This window comes from Paracoccus sp. R12_2, from assembly GCF_017744015.1.
GTDB lineage: Bacteria > Pseudomonadota > Alphaproteobacteria > Rhodobacterales > Rhodobacteraceae > Paracoccus.
In genome coordinates this window covers 31,224-50,515 of the sequence record NZ_JAGHRA010000020.1, presented here as the reverse complement: position 1 = coordinate 50,515, position 19,292 = coordinate 31,224, and the positions used below count along the sequence as shown (strand labels likewise).

General features: G+C 62.2%; 19 protein-coding genes. 7 read left to right on the top strand and 12 right to left on the bottom strand.

Annotated elements, in window-relative coordinates:
* Positions 1 to 2,159, top strand: a 2,159-nt coding sequence (locus J7359_RS17945; protein ID WP_209058668.1) for a hypothetical protein, incomplete at its 5' end; no start/stop codon positions are given.
* A 69-nt stretch (positions 2,160 to 2,228) separates the two neighbouring features.
* On the opposite strand, the gene J7359_RS17940 is transcribed toward J7359_RS17945, so the two are convergent.
* Positions 2,229 to 3,131: a hypothetical protein gene (locus J7359_RS17940; protein WP_209058666.1), complete on the bottom strand. Its 903-nt coding sequence runs from the start codon at positions 3,129 to 3,131 to the stop codon at positions 2,229 to 2,231.
* 107 nt (positions 3,132 to 3,238) lie between these two features.
* On the opposite strand from J7359_RS17940, the gene J7359_RS17935 reads away from it, so the two are divergent.
* The 4 genes from J7359_RS17935 to J7359_RS17920 all read left to right on the top strand — a co-directional run bounded on the left by J7359_RS17935 (position 3,239) and on the right by J7359_RS17920 (position 5,135).
* A complete protein-coding gene (locus J7359_RS17935; protein ID WP_209058664.1) occupies positions 3,239 to 3,814 on the top strand; it encodes a hypothetical protein in 576 nt (191 codons plus the stop codon).
* A 142-nt stretch (positions 3,815 to 3,956) separates the two neighbouring features.
* Complete coding sequence (locus J7359_RS17930) at positions 3,957 to 4,493, top strand: lysozyme (RefSeq protein ID WP_247740509.1); 537 nt, start codon at positions 3,957 to 3,959, stop codon at positions 4,491 to 4,493.
* A 12-nt stretch (positions 4,494 to 4,505) separates the two neighbouring features.
* Positions 4,506 to 4,859 carry a hypothetical protein gene (locus tag J7359_RS17925; protein WP_209058662.1) on the top strand — a complete coding sequence of 118 codons (354 nt, stop codon included), beginning with the start codon at positions 4,506 to 4,508 and terminating at the stop codon, positions 4,857 to 4,859.
* A gap of 78 nt (positions 4,860 to 4,937) precedes the next feature.
* Positions 4,938 to 5,135, top strand: coding sequence for a hypothetical protein (locus J7359_RS17920; RefSeq protein ID WP_209058660.1), 198 nt, complete (start codon positions 4,938 to 4,940; stop codon positions 5,133 to 5,135).
* 268 nt (positions 5,136 to 5,403) lie between these two features.
* Here the strand turns inward: J7359_RS17920 and J7359_RS17915 are convergent, their stop codons facing one another.
* Positions 5,404 to 5,799 carry a hypothetical protein gene (locus J7359_RS17915; RefSeq protein WP_209058655.1) on the bottom strand — a complete coding sequence of 132 codons (396 nt, stop codon included), beginning with the start codon at positions 5,797 to 5,799 and terminating at the stop codon, positions 5,404 to 5,406.
* On the bottom strand, positions 5,789 to 6,751 hold the full coding sequence (locus tag J7359_RS17910) for an FRG domain-containing protein (protein WP_209058651.1): 963 nt from the start codon (positions 6,749 to 6,751) through the stop codon (positions 5,789 to 5,791). The genes J7359_RS17915 and J7359_RS17910 overlap by 11 nt, the downstream gene beginning before the upstream one ends.
* A 148-nt stretch (positions 6,752 to 6,899) precedes the next feature.
* Between J7359_RS17910 and J7359_RS17905 the strand changes: the two genes are divergently transcribed.
* Both J7359_RS17905 and J7359_RS17900 read left to right on the top strand, forming a co-directional pair.
* A complete protein-coding gene (locus tag J7359_RS17905; RefSeq protein ID WP_209058650.1) occupies positions 6,900 to 7,520 on the top strand; it encodes an SOS response-associated peptidase in 621 nt (206 codons plus the stop codon).
* Between the two features lie 44 nt (positions 7,521 to 7,564).
* Positions 7,565 to 7,807, top strand: a complete 243-nt coding sequence (locus tag J7359_RS17900) for a hypothetical protein (RefSeq protein ID WP_209058649.1) — start codon at positions 7,565 to 7,567, stop codon at positions 7,805 to 7,807.
* Between the two features lie 117 nt (positions 7,808 to 7,924).
* Here the strand turns inward: J7359_RS17900 and J7359_RS17895 are convergent, their stop codons facing one another.
* The 9 genes from J7359_RS17895 to rocF form a co-directional block, all read right to left on the bottom strand.
* Entirely contained in the window at positions 7,925 to 11,686 is a 3,762-nt protein-coding gene (locus J7359_RS17895) for a hypothetical protein (RefSeq protein ID WP_209058648.1), read from the bottom strand.
* A gap of 642 nt (positions 11,687 to 12,328) precedes the next feature.
* Positions 12,329 to 13,543, bottom strand: a complete 1,215-nt coding sequence (locus tag J7359_RS17890; RefSeq protein WP_209058647.1) for a BatD family protein — start codon at positions 13,541 to 13,543, stop codon at positions 12,329 to 12,331.
* Positions 13,537 to 14,154 (bottom strand): hypothetical protein, encoded by a 618-nt coding sequence (locus J7359_RS17885; RefSeq protein WP_209058646.1) that lies wholly within the window; start codon positions 14,152 to 14,154, stop codon positions 13,537 to 13,539. Before J7359_RS17885 ends, J7359_RS17890 begins: the two co-directional genes overlap by 7 nt.
* Positions 14,151 to 15,053, bottom strand: a complete 903-nt coding sequence (locus tag J7359_RS17880) for a VWA domain-containing protein (protein WP_247740508.1) — start codon at positions 15,051 to 15,053, stop codon at positions 14,151 to 14,153. Before J7359_RS17880 ends, J7359_RS17885 begins: the two co-directional genes overlap by 4 nt.
* Positions 15,041 to 15,991 (bottom strand): VWA domain-containing protein, encoded by a 951-nt coding sequence (locus J7359_RS17875; protein ID WP_209058644.1) that lies wholly within the window; start codon positions 15,989 to 15,991, stop codon positions 15,041 to 15,043. The genes J7359_RS17880 and J7359_RS17875 overlap by 13 nt, the downstream gene beginning before the upstream one ends.
* A complete protein-coding gene (locus J7359_RS17870) occupies positions 15,988 to 16,320 on the bottom strand; it encodes a hypothetical protein (protein ID WP_209058642.1) in 333 nt (110 codons plus the stop codon). The genes J7359_RS17875 and J7359_RS17870 overlap by 4 nt, the downstream gene beginning before the upstream one ends.
* Positions 16,317 to 17,147 carry a DUF58 domain-containing protein gene (locus J7359_RS17865; RefSeq protein WP_348524417.1) on the bottom strand — a complete coding sequence of 277 codons (831 nt, stop codon included), beginning with the start codon at positions 17,145 to 17,147 and terminating at the stop codon, positions 16,317 to 16,319. Before J7359_RS17865 ends, J7359_RS17870 begins: the two co-directional genes overlap by 4 nt.
* Entirely contained in the window at positions 17,141 to 18,100 is a 960-nt protein-coding gene (locus J7359_RS17860) for an AAA family ATPase (RefSeq protein WP_209058640.1), read from the bottom strand. The genes J7359_RS17865 and J7359_RS17860 overlap by 7 nt, the downstream gene beginning before the upstream one ends.
* 215 nt (positions 18,101 to 18,315) lie before the next feature.
* Positions 18,316 to 19,239 (bottom strand): arginase, encoded by a 924-nt coding sequence (gene rocF / locus J7359_RS17855; RefSeq protein ID WP_209058638.1) that lies wholly within the window; start codon positions 19,237 to 19,239, stop codon positions 18,316 to 18,318.
* Positions 19,240 to 19,292 lie beyond the last annotated feature (53 nt).

Here is a 19,292-nt window from a genome sequence, read left to right as displayed (position 1 = left end):
ATGCCGAGTTCAGCGAGTTGAGCTACACGCCCCCGATCACCGGCGCGAACCGCGTCGTCTCCGTCACCGAGACCGCCGCGAATGCCGCTGGCACGAGGACCGAGACGGTCACGGTGACGGTCCAGCGTATTCCGGTCGCACCTTCGGTCGCGACCGAGCCCGCCATCAGCCCGGCATCGCCGCAGCAGGGCGATACAATCACGATCGTTCCGCCGACCTGGCAGGGAGACACCCCGATCACCGTGGAGTTCGTGGCGACCTTCAATGGAACGGACGTGACCGGGTCCGTCACGGCGGATGGTCCCGATCTCTCCTATGCGGCCGGGTCTTCGGGCGAGTTTGTGATCACCTTCTCCGCCACCAATGCCGTCGGGGGCCCGGTGCTGTCCTCGGCCTCGATTACCGTGGCGGCGTTCGCGCTGATCAATACCGGGCTGAACCTCAATACCGCCAACATCATGGTCCAGGGCGAAAGCCAGGCGGCCTCGTGGTTGTTCGATACCTGGGGGGTGAACGAAGATCCTGCCCGCCCGTCGCATGAATGGAGCCAGCTGTTTCGGGCTGCCTATACCGGATCCCGGTTCGGGCCTGTGGTGGGCGGAGCGGGGCCGTTGCCCGGCGGCTTGCCCGGGATCGGCAACGGCGCGATCATCGGTCCGGCGAACGGAACCTGGAGCACCTGGAACTTCGGGACCTTCCCCGCCGGCAACGATCCCAGGAACGACCTGGCGAACTATCAGGCGCTGGTGATCTGGGAGCAGGCCTCCGGCGGCTCCAACGGCGAGTTCGCGGATCCCTACCGATGGCACGACCGGGAGCACATGCTCGGCGCGCAGACGGATTTTGAAGGCGAGTGGCTCTATGTTCAGCGCGCGGCGCAACAGGGCATCAAGAGCATCTTCCTGGCCGGGCCGCGCCAGCCGATGATCGATGACGGCGCGACGCCGTCCGATGGTGTTCGGGACGAATGGCGCCAAAGGGCACTGGGCACGGATGTTCCCATTCGGGTGCGTCAGCAATTCCTGCAATCGCGGCTGGTTGCGAACGGGCATTCCGATGTCTCGGTCTACATCCTCCCGTTCCATCAGCTGGAGATCAGGCTGCACGATGATGTGCGCGACGGCAGCCCGGAGAAGCCGGCCTCGATCAGCAGCTATTACGACTACCACGCGGACGATACCGGATGGGTCAACAACGACGGTCACCACGCTTACATGCATTCGCGGCTGGGATCATATGCCGACTGGTGCCTTGCCTACGCGGTGCTCTTCGCGACCAGTCCCGTCGGCCTGCCGAACGCGATCGGCAGCACCTCGGTCACCGTGGATGAGGCGCAGTATCTCCAGGCGTTGGCATGGGAGATCGCCCAGGATTATTATCCCGCGGGTCTTGGCGGCGAGACGGCGTCCGATGTCGTCTGGGAGCCCTACCAGGGTGAAGCCTTGCCGGCCTTGCTGCCGGCGTCCCGCACCGTCGTCGAGGTTCCGACCGCCAGCATCTACACCGACATCGCGGGCAGCATGGTCGCCGCGAACGGGGATCCGGTCGGCAACATCAACGGGTACGCCGCGGCGAGCGAGGCGGCGAGGCCGATCCTGACCGGAGATCGGCTGATCTTCTCGGCCGATCCGATGTCAGCGACGCTGACGGGTTTTGCCCCGAATTACGGGATGCTGCTCTTGAGCCTGAACGACCAGATGGCCGAAGAGGAAATCCTGTTCCAGGCGACCGGCGGGGGCAGCTTCTCGATCAAGGCTGACGCCGACAATGCCGCCTTCGGCCATATCCTCGTCCTCGACTATGAAGGCGGCTGGACGTTCTGCGGTGTGCCTTCTGAATACTTCGACGGCCGGCCGATCCTCGTCGAGTGGGAGCTGCGCGCCAGCGGCGCGCGGACGGTTCTCAAGGTGACCGATCCCGGGGTGACGCTCGCAAGCGACGCCAAGCTCAGAAGCCAGATCCTGACGGATCGCGTCCTCAGCGGTGTCCGGACCGGCTTCACCCTGGGTCCGCCGAATGGTGCCGAGACCGCCGAATTCGATCTCTACGCGATGTTCGCCACGGATCAGATTCCATCCGACAAGGACCGGCTCAAGATCTACGCGCATCTCGAGAACATCTTCGGCGGACCGATCTGGTTCCCGGATGCCTATGGGTGAGCTGGGAGTGCTGCGAGACCAAACGGGCAGCCGCCGGTTGCCCGCTTCTCAACCCGTTCGAGGCTGAACTTATTCGCGAAGTCCTGCCATGCGGGCTCTCTCGAGAATCCCCGGTGGCACCTGCATTTTTGGATCTGCGCTGCCTCGCACCTGATCAAGCAAGGCCTGGGCGGCCGGCAAGTCGCCGACACGGATCAGCAGGCTGAGCAAGTTTCCGATCACGTGCTTCGACGGCTCCAAGGTCAGGCTGCGCTCCACCAGGTCGCGTGCCTGTTCCGGGTCTGACTTTATGAAATGACGTCCGCGCCGGAACAGCCAGAGCGGATTGCTGTAGCCGTCAAACTCGAGCGGAAGGATCTCGTCTCGACCGATCATGGCCTCGATGACCGGGCTGAGAAGTCCGGCCCTCTTGAGCGTTTCAAGAACTTCGTGTCCGCCGAATTCGACAGGAACCAGGCGCACGTCTGGGTAGGTCGGCATGATCATCTGGTCGATCATCATCTGATCGTGGGCGACGATCGGGTCATAGATGATGATCGGCGCGCGCGAGGACCGAGGAACCTCGGCCAGAGGCACGTGCTGCAGCTGTATCTGGTCCCCGAGGCGTCCCAGCGGTGGCCACGCGGGCAGCATCGGTGCGGCGGTGACGATCCGAGCATCGAGGACGCCGCCGAAATAAAACGCACAGTAGCCGCCCAAGCTTGAGCCATAGCAGACGACGTCACGCCCTTTGCAAATCTCGGCCACAGCATCGAAGAAAACCTGCACGGACAGGTGCTGATACTGCGTCGCCGCCCGTTGGGCGACATAGATCGTGTCCCAGCCCCAGCGTTGGCACCAACCCGTGCCGAAACCTGTGGGTGTCAGCTTGGAGTCTTGACCGCCGAAGGTGATTACCAGAGGGCCGCCCGTGTCCTCTGGGCGTTCATGAAATGTGATCTGGTAGTCTTCGTGCTTGGCAAGAATCTTCACGGCCTTGGCTCTCCTGTCTGCCAATCCACCCTATCCGGGGATGCGCCGAACGGCACCAGGGGTGGCGGCCAAAAAGTTTACATCTGCGACAGAGGAAACGCTGATCTATGGCGGAGAAGGAACACCCGTTCTGGTCGTTCGTGGCGGACGAAGCGAAGAAATGGGCGACCCGCGTCGCCTTTGCCGGGTTCGCCGCCTCGCTGGTGCTGGTGTTCACGCCGACCACCGACCGGCTGGCAGCGATCTGGACCAGCCCCGAGCAGCTGACCGAGATCGCGCAGAAGCTGGACGTGCTGACCCAGGAAGTGAAGCGCGCCAACGGCGAGGATCGGGTGATCAGCGAGGCGCCCGGGTTCAGCTACGTGAAGGAGCCGGTCTATCTGGGCGACGCCATTACGCTGAACATGGTGGTGAAGCGCACGCGGACCGGGGCAGGGTGCACGCTGCTGACCCGCACCGCACTGTTCACCGATGAGACGAACATTCCATCTGCCGGCGGCTCTCAAAAGCCCGCGCGCCAGGTCGGCACCACCGAAACGCCGATGCGGCTGGTCCTCGATGTTCCGCCGCAGGTCCGGCCGGGCAGGGTGACGGTCTATCTGTCGCTGGAATTCGAATGTGGCGACAAGCGCGTGTTCGATCGGACCAGGCCGGTCCCGTTCATGCTGCTGCCACCAGGATAGAACAACCGGACGGGAATACTCGTAACACACAACACACGCCGTCCGGTCGTTAGGTCGCTTATGTCTCGATCTGACTCGCCTGTCAGCTTGTACATTTGGACAGAATTCCGCCCCGCCTCGCGCGGGGCTTTTTCATGGAGAGATGACGATGACGCAGTTTCTCGCCGCGCTGGGGGCGTGGTTCAAATCGATGTTCTCGACAAAGAGGCGGGCCGCCACCACGGCCGGCGCCGCCGCAATCCTCGCCGCCGCCGCGGCGTTCGTGGGGCCTTGGGAAGGGGAACGGACGGAAGCCTATCTCGACCGGATCGCCAGCCCGCCGGTCTGGACGGTCTGCTACGGCGAGACCCGCGGCGTGAAGCCGGGCGACAGTTACACCTCGACCGAGTGCAGCGAGAAGCTGATGGGCGCCCTGGGCGAATACCGCGATCAGCTGACGCGCTGCGTGCCGGCGCTGCCAGAGCAGCCCCAGGGCGTGCAGGTCGCCCTGACCAGCTGGACCTACAATGTTGGGGCAGGGGCCGCATGCGGCTCGACCCTCGCGCGGCTGGCCAACGCGGGCGACTGGCGCGGAGCATGCAACCAGCTGCCGCGCTGGAACAAGGCCGGCGGTAAGGTCGTGCGCGGCCTGACCAACCGCCGCGCCGCCGAGCAGAAACTCTGCCTTTCCGATCTGTAAGGAGTTGACCTGATGTTCCGCATCATTCGAGAGATCTCGGCCACTGTGAAGATGGCCAACGACATCGCCGCCCAAGAGGGCGACGGTCCCCGCTGGACGCTGTTCTTGACCAACCGCAGCTTCATCGCCCAGGTCGTGGCGCTGATCTTCGCGCTGCTGGCGATCTTCGGTGTCTTCCTGCCGATCGACGCGGCCGACGTGGCCGAGATCATCGGCTTGGTCGGTTATCTGATCGCTCAGGGCTGGTCGGTGTGGGAACGGCTGCGCGGCAAGACTCGCGCGGTCTGGAACAGCGACCAAGCGCGCAAGGCCGTTAAGGAGGCCGATGCCCTGAGCAGGGCGCTGCGCGATGCAGGGGCGCGGTGAGGTTACGCAAACGCAGGACCAGGCGGGTCCAATAGTTTTGAGTTTGCATTCATAGAAGAAAAGTCCCATCGTAGTATTATGAAGTATTTTATTGTTGAACTCAGATTTGGTGAGAACAAGCAACACTGGATCGCTTGCTGCGAGAATGAAGCTGATGCGGAGAGCCTTGCCAAAGAAGCCAATGGCTCTCTTCCCAATGCACGATCAGAAGTGAAGGCTCTGGAAGGAGATCCTCCCTTCCTCCTTAAGCCAGACAATGTACGTCAGTGGCGTTAGACTGGGCACTCGAGATCCTACGAGTGGTAACCCACCCGTTGCCGTCACTGTTGTCTCCGCAAGTACGAGCCCCTATTGATCTCACACAGTCGTGGCGAGGTTGTGCAAGATACGGTTCTGATGATCGCCACGACAGGTCTGCAGGTGATTATTGCTAGAGTGGTCGTAGGGCTAGAGCCAAGGTCAACGACCGTTGCGCAAAGTCAGGACTGCTTCGCAGTGTCGCATCTTAGATGTAGAGCACGATTAGTGGATATAGCCGAAGTGCTCAATTCAATTCGTGCTTCTTTGCAATGTCGCTCGCCGCCTTCTCGATTCCCGGATAGATTGTGCTAGCTTTGATGTTGAGCTTGGCTAGTTGCGCAAGTATTTGGGGCTTGTTCTGGATTCGAATACGAGACACCTTGATGCTACTATGCCCGGTTTCAGGGAGTATCGCGTCCTTACCGAACAGCAGAAATGCGCCGGATTGTGAAACCATACGCTCGTGAGTGTGCCTCGCTCGGACGAACACTATTTTCTGTAGATCCTGAGGTTCAATGCGCCCTTCAAAATATGGCTTTTCGCCTTTTATGAAATGCAGAAGTTTTTTTACCACGGGCTCTTTGTTGAAAGCCATTTTTTCTAAACTAAGGTTCATTTCGTTCTTCTCGTCATCCGTCATCCGTCATCAGACAAAGATTCGCGATGCAACTTACGCGATCGGAGTCAAAATGGAGAACGTCGTTGGTAGGAGATCGAAGAATGACAACCTCACCCTCTAATTCATTTCCATCGCTATCCGTTTTGGTTTCGGAGCAGCAAAAATAAAGCGCAACGAGTGGATTGGAACTTACATCGAGAAGGCGGGTCGGTAGACCGAAATGCTGCATGCGCACTAACTTATCAAGCATCGAGCGGTCGTTGGAAAACTGCGCATCCTGAACGCTGAGCAGTTCACGAACCATCGTCACTTCTTTTGGGAGGTACTTGTAGGCACCATCCTTATTCCGACGAAGCAAGGAAGGCGCCAACAAGTATCTGGAGTCTGAGTGTCCTCGATAGAAAATTTCCTCGCCCGCATTTTCTTCAAGCTCGAGTACCAATGCCATAAATTCTTGAAGTGTAGAGACAACGCCTTCATTTGACTTTAATGGTTTGGGCGGTTCCGCCTTCGGCGTCGATTCGAGAGTGCCCGGTGCATTGGGGACAATATGCTTTAGTATAGAGCCGAGTTCGGCGGACTTAATTGCCCAGTGTGTGCGGTGCAGTTCAAAATCGTCCATCGTGAGGACCCTACGGAAGGATCTCCGGTCTAGAACCGGACACTCTCCAAAGTTATGTGAAAGCATGAATTTGAAGTGGATCTCTCGCTCGACCACAGAGAGGTCAAAAACCCTGCCCAAGCGAATCCGAATAAATTCATTGTCATCGTCGTCTCGATGGATCTCACTCATGAAAAGAGTGGGGAGATCTTTTAGGTACTCAAGTGTGGTGGCGGTAATGGGTTCGAAGCGTGTGACGATAGAAGGATCTGTATATTCAAGAAATCGATAAAGAGGGAAGGTGCCGAAATGCTCCTCTTCAACCGGCACGTCCCAATCCGTATCATTCCCAGCCATCACTAGGCTAAACATACAATTCACCTTCCGTACCAACAGCGATTCACCAACCCTAAAATGACAAGGCCACTTTGCCAACCTGGCGAGATGCTAGGGCCGGAAGCACATTCCTGGTCACAAGCGGTGGTTGGTCGAAGCGTTTGCCGTCTGCTAGTTTGCACACATGTGTGGACGATTCGTGGATCCGAACCTTCGCGGAACCGAGCATGATTTCTCGGAACTGAAGATCAATCCGATCCCGCGCAGGTTCAACGTGAAGCCGACACAGGACGTCCTGACGATCAATTCCGCCGGAGTCGGCGAATATGCGCGCTGGTGGCTAATCCCGTCGTGGTTCAAGGGCGACAACCCCAAGGAATGGAAAGTGACGACCTTCAACGCCCGGATCGAGGACGCAGCCAGCAAGCCGACATTCCGCGGGCCCTGGAAGTATGGACGCTGCCTGATCCCGGCCGCCGGCTACTACGAATGGACTGGCGAGAAGGGCAGCAAGCAGCCGCATTTCATCCAGTCGGCCGGCAATGAGGAGGTGCTTTGGTTCGGGGGCCTGTCTTCGCGCTGGCATGACCTCCTGACCTGCACGATCGTGACCCGTGCCGCAAATGATACGGTCGACGACGTTCACACGCGGATGCCGGTGATCCTGAACTCGGATGAGCGCGACGCGTGGCTGAAGGGTGCCAGTGATCCGGAGATCGGTGCAGGAACCAGCCTCCGGCATCATCCCGTGGTGCCGTTTGGGATCCGCGACGACGGTCCCGAGCTGATCGAGGCAGCAGACTGAAAGCCACCTTGTCGAATCGTTCACCCTCCGTTCTATATTCGAGAATGGAGAAACGATGGACATACGCCCGCGCTCGCACGCACCACGGGGATTTCTCGCCCAACGATCTGTCGGTTTTCATGGACGGCGAGTTGGTCGGGAAGGTCTTCTTCGTCAGCCTGCAGGGCCGCGGGTCGTGGCAGTGGCGCGTCAAGCTGACCCAAGCGCACGGATCGTGCGCCGACCGCGACGAAGCACTTGATGCCCTTCGTTCATCGCTGCTCGAATTTCTCGGTGACCCATTCTAGCCGATTCGTAGGGTTTGCGCTTTGGCGCACTGAACGTACGCAGACCCTGTTTCTCTGTCCAAACCGAGAACACGCATGCACTCTATACGATATGGATGATGATCGGTAGCATGGCCATCACTCGAACCGCTGGTCTCGCTCGCGGTGTTCTTTCTGCTCCGCATGACGGGTACGATCAATACGTTCTCGGATGCCCGGCGCGAGACGCGCGATTGTGCGACCAACTTCCGGTGAAGGGTGGTCGTGGAGAGCTTCTATCGCCGCCAATCGGCGCTCCATTATATCCGCTCGACTACCAGACCAGCTCATCGGGGCAAGATGCTGTAAATATGCTTCCACCACATCTTCAGGATTCGGAGCTGCTTTGAGAAGCGCAGCGGCGACCTCAGAAACGCCCCCGGTTCTTTCCTTCTCCTCGCTCCCACGCGTGAAGGATGAGATTTCCGGCGCCACACGGGTCCACCGGTCGGCATTTTCGTTACACCAGTCGATCAGAGCTTCCGGGGGGAGCCGTGACAAAGCCCCGGGCTGCAAACTGTCTCGAAATCTGATGGACGGCAGCTCTGTTCCGTCGGGGAAAACTTTGCTCAGGAAGACGTGGGGCGATTGCCGCGCTAGCGTCCCGAGCGTTGCCGTCAAATCGTAGGTGCTCCCGTAACGACGCGCCGCGCGCGAGATGATCGCGTCCATAACACGATTCGCATCGGCACCTTTGTCACCACGCAAGCAAGAGGAGAGTACGCGAGCAACTTCATGATCGAGATTGCCATTTAATTCGTGGTCTTCAATGATCGCGATCGCTGCTTCCAACCCAATTGCTCTAAGTGCCTCCGGCCATATTTCGCGTTTGCCTTTTTCAGCATGGCGCAACATGTTGAGTGCGTCCGATACCAGAAGGGGTCCATCCGCCCTTTTCATAAAGGCTTGTAACAGGCAAACGCGACCTTCGTCGTCTAGCCCCCGTTCTTCGCGCCATACGATATCGGTGAGTTGCCACGCAGCGGTCCCTACCTCGGTGGCAATTTGAATAACATCGCGAAGCTGTTCCGCTGAGAGAGTGCCCTTCGGCAGGAACAGAGCGTATTCGCGGCGTAGGGCCGGAGTTCTCCTGCATTCAGCACGGATTGCGCTCGCTGCGCCTGGGTCAGTCTTGTCGAGTTGGTGAAGAAAGCCTGAGAGGATTGTGGTCTGCTGTGACTGGAGCGGATCAATCAAATGTAGATCGCGGACGATTTCCCATATTTTTTCCGTTGGTTGCTCCCCTTGAGCCAAGCCGATTCCTAGGAAATACAGGGGTCTACCCTTGCACTCGAACAGATCTCGTCCAGTAGATCTCAGATCTTCGGTGGCAGTAGCCAATCCTTGTCCGAGCAACATCAAACGCTCTGATCGCCGTAACTCGGCAGCGGCATAATCATTGTTGTCAGACCCAAGATCCCACCCTCTTGCGATCTCCGCGCTCACCCTAGTCTTTAGGTCAGTCGGAGCCATGTGTTCGATAAGTCGGCGCACCTCAGCCAAGTCGTTTTCAGGAAACTCTTCACCGCGTTTCTTGATCAAATGCAGCATTCGCTGAAGGCTATGCCATCCCTCGGCCCACGGCGCTGCTGCGTGCAGTTGACGCGCGATCTCGTCGATCCTTGGCCGAAGTGACGGCACACGTCTCCATATGGCATCGATTTCCTCCGCCAGCGACTTTCGGGCGATCTCGCCGATCCCTGAAGGCGCGTGCTGAGCGATCTCGGCCGCCAGATCGAGCCATCTGGAGAACCATTCGACTACCTCTTGCCCACGGGGTTCCCATCCGAACGCATCTGGGCGAGCATCGTCGTAGGATAGGATGGAAGAGGACCAGTTGCCGGTTCGCAACGCCGAGCGAAGCATGCGGATCCCGCATGCGCGCTCTTTCGGGTCATTTGAATGAAGACAGCGACGCGCTACGTTGGTCCGTGCTGCTGTTCGGGACAGCGTTCCAGATAGATACAGGCCGAATAGGCTGCTCAACGCGCTGTCGGTGTTCGATGTCTGTTGCTCGTCGACTGAAATCGCCAGTTTCACCAAGCTTGCGCAGGCATGTGGGAATAAAGCCTCGGAATGAGCGATTCGTGAGATCATGCGTGTCAGGCTCTCGACGAGATGGAAATCCCCAGATTCACCCGCAACAGCAGCTATCATATTATCTACGACTTGTAGTGCCTCATCTGGGAGGAGGTGACAGACGGCTTCGAGCACCTGCATGTCCGGAGCTGGACCATTCAAGGGTCCTCCAGCCTGCATCCAATGATTAACAATACGGCGAGCTTCATCGGAATCGTGCAAGTACGAAAGCCGCCGCGCGAGCGAACGGCGTAGGCGGCCCTTGTCGGCAAATCCTTCCGCGATATTTCGCCATGGTATTGATCGCAGGCCTTGCTGGGCGAGTCGATTCGCGAGAGCATGCGGCAGAACGGCTCGCCACCTACCTCGGGCCTGAGCGAGTCCTCGGTCGAAAAGGGTGGCGGCATGCCGATGCATTGCGCCGCGGGAGAGCTCTGCGAATGAGCCGAGAAAGGTGAGTTCATCCGGTGCTTCCTCACCATCTACTTCGAAGGAGTAGACGAGAGACAGAACCTCTGCCGCGCGTGCCAGTTCCTCATTTCGCCCTTCGCGTTGCCAGAAAAGGCGATCGAAGAGTACAGAGTCCTCGAATGCTGAAAGTGTACCCGTTTGGGGGGCAGCGTGAGCAAGGGCGAACCCCAACCGCGCATTACCTTGAGCGAGTTCGGCAAGGCGTTGTGCATCTGCGGATGATAGGTAGCCGCGGCGACGGCGAAGCAGCGCCTCGACAATATCGGAACCTTCGGCTTCGACGCGAATTACGTCGGTTTGCTCTGGTCGATCTGTGCGCACGTCATACTCAACGGTGATCAGTCGAACGGGTCCCGGGCGTTCCGCTAGTCTGCGAGCCAATGCTTGGTGGGTGCACGGTGGGCAGTTGTCGACGACCAAGATTGCAGGGGCATCACGCTCGATAAGCGCTTCGAGCATAATCATGGGCGTTGGCTCAGGCGAATGGCCCAAATCCGTGTAAATAGCATGCGAGGTGGATAACTCAGTCACATCTCCGACCGGCTCAAAAAGCGCCTGAACGATGCGGCTTTTGCCAATTCCGGAAAGCCCGGCGATGCGCACAGAACCATTTCCATCACGGACAAGCGTTCGGATCGCATCAAGAGCTTCAGGGACATTTCGGATCAAGTCGTGGCGCCCGATGCGAAATATGAGACCACCCTCGCAGATCAGATCGTCAGATTCACCTTCTGGTGTTGACGACCAACGTCCGAACGGCTGCCAGCCCGCGAGGAATGGAAGTGTCAAGCGCTTGCGCAGCCACGCGGCCACCGACGGATGTGCGCTTACCCATCGACTGATTGCATTGCGGTCAAGAAAGCTCAGTTCCAAGTTCGCTTCGTTGGGATCGTCCGCAACAGCAGCACGCATTGCATCAACACGTCGCTTTAGCATCGACTCGGAGCAGTTTGCTCGCGCGCTGGCAATGAGATAGGAACCGCTCCTAGCAGCGAGTGCAGAAATCGCTGGACGAAGTGAACCGCCGTAGCGCATCTCATCCTTGATCGCGGCTGTGGCAAGGTCGGCTACTTTGACCTGGATCCCTGCGTATCTACGTGCGAGCGGGCTAACGGGTACAAATGATCCGAGCGGTTCCACAACGACATCGAGCCCTCCGTCGGCGGCGGTCTGATTGCCTCCCCATCGTACCTCGTTTCTGTGTCCGCCTTGCCGCTCGCGCTCCGCCTCGCAAAGGCGCGCCAATAATTCGCGAAGATCCTCATCATTCAAATCGACCAAACGATGAGGCGGAATGTCGAACACTGGCATGTCTTATTTCCCATATTGCCGTCGCCATCGTCCCCGCGAGACGGTGCAATAACGACCATATACTCGTGTAAAAGATTGGGCGCTTCCCTGTAAGGTCTGTTCGCGAAGCCACTCTTGGAGACGATCGCTCGAGCCGAGGCTCTGCCGGTGCGGACAGTGTAGGGGGCTACCTTCACTGCTCGCTCTCGCTTTGTGCGGCTGACATCTCAACTGGCCAACCGATGATTTCAGATGATTGCGGATCTGGGGCCAGAATAGTGACTATCAAGATTGTGCCCCACGTGGACTTTCGGCGTGGGGCACAACCTTGAAAAATTAAACGAAACCAATTTGTTATTGGCTGTATGGTAGGCCCGGAGGGCCTCGGACCCCCGCGCGTCATCTGACCTCACCTGCGCAGAAAAACGACTGGGGCGTGAGCGCCGCGGATGTTTAGAAGTTGCGATTTTCTTGCAAAATAGGCGGTTAGCAGGTTCACCGCTTGTTCACGGTATGTCCTGACAACAATTTTCGGATACAGATTTGAAACTGAACGGAAACTGGGGGGCTTTGCAATCCGGTGCGTAACCACTCCGCCAACCCACCGCAGTGCTGCGTTTGCTATGGTTTTCGCTGATCGGGGTCAAGAGGGTTATCGCCTCGTCAGCCACTTTCACGTGCCGGACCCGTCTGGCCGGATCCCGGCGCCTTGATGGCGTCCGGAGCGGTCTCGCGATGGAAGTCTCGTAACCAGCGCATGGGGTCAAAGTCGCGAGGCGGATTCTGGGCGAAGATCTGGCGGTCCAGTGCGGCCAGTGCTGGCGTTTCGCACTGACCGCGCCAGCGCAGATGCGCAGCCGCCAAGGCGCGCAACGCGGGCAGATCGTTTTCCCGTGCCGCACGGCGCATCGCCCCCAGATGTGGGCTGGGCATCATCCGGCGCAGGCGGCGGATCACTTCGCCCTTGCGCCCGAACCCTTGGCCCTGCAACAGCAGGACAAGTGCGAAGATGCTGCCCGCCGCGACGATCGCCCCGCCGATCAGCCCAAGGTAATGCGGCGCCGGTCCAGGATCGCCGATATTGGCGCCAAATCCCGCAAGGCCGAAGGGAATCGGCTTCATCGCCGCGATTTCGACCTGCCGGTTGTCGGTGTTGAACCAGGGGAACGTCTCGGCGGGAAGGATCGCCGGCTCACCGGTATGCGGGCGAAGCTGCCATTCCCAGACAACGCGGGCGACCGGACCATCAGGCGTGGGGATCGTTTCGCGCTGTTCGGGCTGGGTAAAGCTGATCATCCACGGCTGACGCAGGTCGGGGCGGGGCGGCAGCAGATGCGACAGGGTTCCCAGCGCCTCGATGGTCACGCGGCGGGTCAGGACCTCGTCCTTGCGCAATTGTCCGGGATCTGCCGACAACTCGTCCGTCAGGGTCAATCGTCTTGCCGCCAGAGGCTGACGATTGCCGGGAAACGGCTTGACGTTCACGCGGGCGGGGGGCGCGGTCACGTCAACCGTCTCGCGCCCCTCGTCGCCGGTCACGAAAGTCAGGTGATGTGTCACCGGGCCGATGGTCAGCAGCCCCGGTTGGCGGGGGAAGATCGCGACCTTGCGTTCGAAGATCTGCAGAAGCCGCCCGTTCACGCGTTCCTTGTGCCAGTCGTCCCGGGCAATCTGGATCCAGTCATAATCCCGCGAATCCGGGAACTGCATATCCTCGAGCGAGACGGTCAGATCGTATTCGCCCCGGATGGTCAGCGTGACCATCTCGGAGACGACTGGGTTGCCGTGGTCGTGCAGGATCATCAGCCGCGCGTCGCCTTGCGCCCACGCCCCGGTCAGCATCGCCAGCCAGATCAGGATCGAGATCCGCATTACCATGGATCGCCCTCGACCGGGCGGATCAGGCCAAGCTGCGCGCGGCGGTCGTATTCCGCGCGGATCCGAAGCCGCAGGAATTCGCCCGGATCGTCGGTGATCGTTGCAAGCCATTCGTCGCTGGCCGCGATGCCCTTGCGATCCAGCTTGCGTTCCCATTCAGGGCCCGATGCATTGGCCAGCGCGTCCTTGATCGGGGTATCTTCGGACGCCAGACCGCCGGCAGCGGCGATGCGGCCCGGCGCGGTCGATTGGCCTTGTTCGGGCGGATACATCGCAGCGATCAGGTCGCGGTTGGCGCGGGCCTGTTCGTCTGCGGGATTGGCGAACAGCACGGCGTCGAAATAGGCAACCGCCAGCAGATAATCGCCCGTCGCCGCGAGGCTGAGGCCGCGATTATAGGTTTGCGATCGTCCCGCCTTGGCGAACGCCGCATCGGCGTCGGCATATCGCCCGATGCGATACAGGGCGACGCCTCGTGCGGCCGGATCGTCGATGAATCGCGCGGCTGCGCCATCCCAGCCCAGGCGCAACGCAAGTCGCGAAAACGCCTGAGGCCCCGCCGCCACCAGCGCGACGATCGCTGCCGTCAGGACAAGCAGCGCAGCTCTCATCCCTGCCTCCGCAGCATCAGCAGCAGTGGCAGCCCGGCAAGCGCGGCGATGAACCGGCCCAGATCGCGGAACTGCAGTGCGGTCAGGGTCGGATCGCGCCGCGCCGCGCCGCTGCGTTCAAGCCGCGAGGCGAAATTCTGCGCGTCGGCTGCCGGGGCGACACGACCGCCGTTGCGCAGCAGGTCTTGCAGGGCGTCGTTCCGTGCGGCCGGCGCGCCGTCGGCCCGACCGGACAGTTTCAGGGCCGATATCCGGACCCCAGTCCCGGCCAGCCTGTCGGCTTCGGCCTGCGCGGGTGCGTCCAGCCCACCGCCATCCGATATCATGATCAGATCGGCACGTCGGACCCCTTGCAGCATGTTTGCCGCCAGTCCCAGCGCAGCCGCGGGACGGCTGCCGTCCGATGGCATCGTGTCGGCGTCCAGAACCGCCAGTTGCGTTTCCAGCGTCGCGCCGTCGATCGTGGGCGCCGCGACCATGAACGCCTCGCCCGCATAGAGAACCAGCCCGACCGGACGGCCGGCAAGGCCCTGCACCAAGGTCGCCGCGGCCAGTTGCGCCTCGGCCAGCGCCGGTCCCTTTGCGACCGAAGGCGACAGGTCCATGGCTATCACCACCGCATCGGTCTGGGCCAGCAAGGGCGCATCGCGGCGCGGCAGGGCCGGGCCGGCCAGCCCAAGCACCATCACCGCAAGCGCGGCGGGCGCAAGCCAGCGCTGCCAGCCCGCAGGCCGGCCGCCAAGTTGCCCCAGCGCCTGCATCGCGGCCAGCATTGGTGGCGACATCACGCTTTGCCAGCCGCCCGCATCGGGCGCCCGCCGCCACGACCAGAACGCCAGCGTCGCGACCGGCAGCAGTGCCAGCAGCCACCAGGGGCGCAGCAGGATCAGCCCGCCCATCCGCGTCTCCTGAGGGCGATCAGCGTCAGGCAAGCTGCGGACAGCAGGGCGGGCCAGATCCACAGATCGCGCCAGTAGCGCATCGGCGGACGCTGTGATGGATTGGGTTCAAGTTGGTCCAGCGCGGCGTTCATCGCCTGAAGATCGCCGGTATTGCGGACGCGGAAACTTTCACCGCCCGCCACCTCGGCCACGGCCCGCAGGGTTGCGACATCGACGGCGTCCCGCGACTGAGGCTGCTGTTCCAGATCGTCGGGACCAAGGGCTACCGAATGGACGCGGATGCCGTGCCGTTGCGCCAGCCTTGCAGCCTCGATTGCCGGAACGCTGCCCGAGGTGTCCACGCCGTCCGACAGCAGCACGATCACCCGGGTCGGGGCGTCGCTGCGGGCCAGCCGCCGTGTCGCCAGGCCCAACCCGTCCGAAATCGCGGTGCCGCGTCCGGAAATTCCGATCTGTGCCTCGTCGATGGCAAGGGCGACGGCGTTCACGTCGAAGGTCAGAGGAGAGGCGAAATAGGCGCGTTCGCCAAAGATCACCAACCCGATCCGGTCTCCGCGGCGGGCCGAAACAAACGCTGATGCGGTCCGCTTGACGGCGTCCAGCCGACTGACGGGCTGACCGTCCAGCTGGAAATCCTCTTTCATCATGCTGCCCGACAGATCCAGCGCCAGAACGATGTCGCGTCCCGACGCCGGAACGATGGTGCTGACCGCCTCGGTTCTTGGTCCTGCCAGCGCGACGACCAGAGCGATCCAGGCGATGGCCGCAAGCCAAGGGCCGTGCCGCGCGCCGCCTGACCGGGCTTCGCGGGCAGCACTGTCCAGATGCGCAGGCACGGTCAGCGCCGGACGCGGCACCGACAAGGGGGCTGACAGCCAGCGGACCAGCAGGGGCAGCGGCAGCAGAAGCAGGAACCATGGCGCGGCAAGGTTCATCTTCGTGACCTGCGGGCGATCCGTTCGATCTGTGCGGGGTCGGGTGGGGGTGCGGCGCCATAGGCGGCGGGTCGCAACGCCGTCGGCAGATGGCCCAGAATGCGGGCGATGGCCAGCAGCCGTTCCTGTGGCGGCAGATCGCGGGTCGCGCGGATCCGGGTGCGGCGCGATGGCCTGCGCACCAGCAGCGGACGCAGCAGGGACCAGACGGCCAGACCGACCAGCAGGCCAATCCCGAACAGCACCAGCGCCTCGGCGAATGTCAGCATCGCCATGTAGGAGGGAAGTCGCGGCGGGGCCAAGGCCTGCATCAGTTCCTGCTGCGTCATGGCGTGATCTCGACCGGGCGGGCGCCAAGCGCCTCGATGCGCCCGATTTCGGCGGACAGATCGGGCACCGACAGCTGGACCAGCCGGCTGCCCGCGCCCTGTCGAATCGCCACGGTCGGGCGCGGGGCCTGGATTTCCGCCTCGTCCAGGATCAGCGCGACGGTGACGGCGCGGCGCCGCGCAAGCCGGGCCAGTGCAGCCTGGGCCGACTGCCAGCCGCCGGGCAGCGTGGCCAGCACCACGCGTCCGCCAGCAGGTGCCAGCCGCGCGGCATGGGACAGCGCCTCTGTCAGCGACGGGGATGCGGGCGACAACAGCGCCCGATCATGATGATGCGCCAGCAACCGACAGATCGCCGCCATCTGGGCACCGCCCGTCGCGGGCGGCATCTCGGCCAGTCCGCCGCCGGACAACGCCAGCATCGCGACCGAACCGCCGCGCAGCGCAGCCTGCCATCCCGCCCGCGCCAGGTGCCGCGCGCCCCGGACCGAACGCAGCGATGTGCCGGTGCCCCACAGCATCGGTTCGCGGAAATCCGCGATCAACAGGGTCGTGTCGTCGCGATCCTCGTGCAGGCTGCGGATATGTGGCTGGCCGGTCCGTGCCGTGGCGGCCGGATCCAGCCGCCGCGGATCGTCGCCCACGACATAGGCGCGGATTTCGCGAAGATCCATCCCGGCGCCTTCGAGACGCGCGGGCGTGGCGCCGGGGCGTCGGGTCGCAGGGCGCAGGCGCTGCGGCCCGGCCATCTCGTCCCGCAGGGCCAGCAATTCGGTGTCGTGCAGCCGAATCCCCGGACTATCCGGCAGCCCCGCGATCGCTACCACGGGCGAACCTGTTGCAACGCCTCGGAGATCAGGCTGCGGCCCGTGCGTCCTTCGCTTTGGGCTTGCCAGGTGGGCACCATGCGGTGAGACAGTGCATCGCAGGCCAGCGCCTCGGCATCCTCTGGCAGGCCGTGATCGCGATCGTGCAGCCATGCCCGTGCCCGGACGCCTGCGGCCAGGGCCAGGGTTCCGCGTGGCGACACCGGGTGTTCGATCCAGTCGGCGATCGCGCCGCCCGGTCGGGTGGCCATGACAAGCCGCACGATGAAATCCTTCAGCGCCGGGGCCAGATGAACCTGCGCGACCGCCGCCCGCGCCTGCGCGACGTCGCCTGCCGTCAGGGCTGTCGCGGCATGTGCCGGCGGGGCAAGCCCCTCGGCCTCGACCAGATCCAGAATCGCGCGCTCGGACTGGGCATCGGGAAGATCCAGCCGCAGATGCAGCAGGAAACGGTCAAGCTGCGCCTCGGGCAGCGGAAACGTGCCTTCATGTTCGATGGGGTTCTGGGTCGCCACGACCATGAACGGGTCGGGCAGTTGCCGCGAGACGCCGCCCGATGTCACCTGCCGTTCGGCCATCGCCTCAAGCAGGGCGGACTGAACCTTGGGCGGTGCGCGGTTGATTTCGTCAACCAGCACAAGGCTGTGAAAGACCGGTCCGGGCATGAAGTCGAAGCTGCCGGTTTCGGGTCGAAAGATCTGCGTGCCGGTCAGATCGGATGGCAGCAGGTCGGGCGTGCACTGGATGCGCGCATGGCTGCCCGGCAGATGCGTCGCCAGCGCCTTGACGGCGCGGGTCTTGGCGATCCCGGGCGGACCCTCGATCAGCACATGGCCACCTGTCAGCAGCGCGATCAGCAACCGCTCGACCAGCAGCTCATGACCGATCAGCGCGGCGCCGACCTGTGCGCCTAGCCGGGCGACGGCATGGGTGTTTCCGGACATCTCGTTCATCGCGTCCTCCCTTGCGCTGAACGCGATCAGTCTGCCGCGTCGCGCGTGGCCAATCCAGTGCGCAAAGTGCAAGAAATGCCGGTTTTCCCTGCCACCTTGGTCTGAGAATGCGACGTTTCGGGCCATTTGGGCAGGGTCCGCGGTCGCGGAAGGCCACGATCCGACCGCCTCACCCTGGCGTCAGGGCGGACCCAAAACGGGGAGTCGGGATGTGCCTAGCCGTAGCTGCGGGTGGGCCTGTCGAAGACCTTTCGGCCCATCAGGCTGCCGACCAGATCGACCATCAGCTTGGCGGTGCGACCACGCTCGTCCAGAAAAGGGTTCAGTTCGACCAGATCCAGCGACGTGACCAGCCCGGATTCGTGCAGCAGCTCCATGACCAGATGCGCCTCTCGGAAGGTCGTGCCGCCGGGAACAGTGGTGCCGACGGCGGGCGCGATCGACGGGTCCAGGAAATCGACGTCCAGGCTGACATGTAGCAGCCCGTCCGCCGCGCGCACGCGGTTCAGGAACTCGCGCAGCGGGGCCACGATCCCCTGTTCGTCCAGCACGCGCATGTCGTTCACGGTGATGTCGGTTGGCTGCATCGCCGCATATTCCGCGGGATCGACGCTGCGGATGCCGAACATGCAGATGTTCTCTCCGGGGATCGGGTTCGGGAATGCCGGCATCGGGTCAAAGCCCGGCAGGCCGCTGGCATAGGCCATGGGCGTGCCATGCAGATTGCCCGAGGTCGTCGTCTCGACGGTGTGGAAATCGCTGTGCGCGTCCAGCCAGATGACGAATTGCGGACGGCCGACGCGCGCGGCGTGCAGCGCCACACCGGCGACCGAGCCAAGCGCCAGCGAGTGATCGCCGCCCATGATGATCGGCATGCCATCGGGCAGGGCGGCGGCTGTCGCCTCGCGCAGGGCATTGGTCCAGGCAATCGTTTCCGGCAGGTGGTGGACTGCGGTATTCGCGCAGGTCTCGGTGCCCGGAGGGGCGGGCGCGACATCGCCGCGATCCTCGACGCTGTGGCCAAGCGCGCCAAGCGTGGCAGCCAGTCCCGCCGTGCGATAGGCCGCCGGGCCCATCAGGCAACCCGGACGGCGCTGGCCCTCATCCACGGGGGCGCCGATCAGAATGCAGTGGGTCATCGCTTCCTCCTCTCGCTTCGCCGCCAGCTAAGACCGCGCGGATGGGAAAGTCC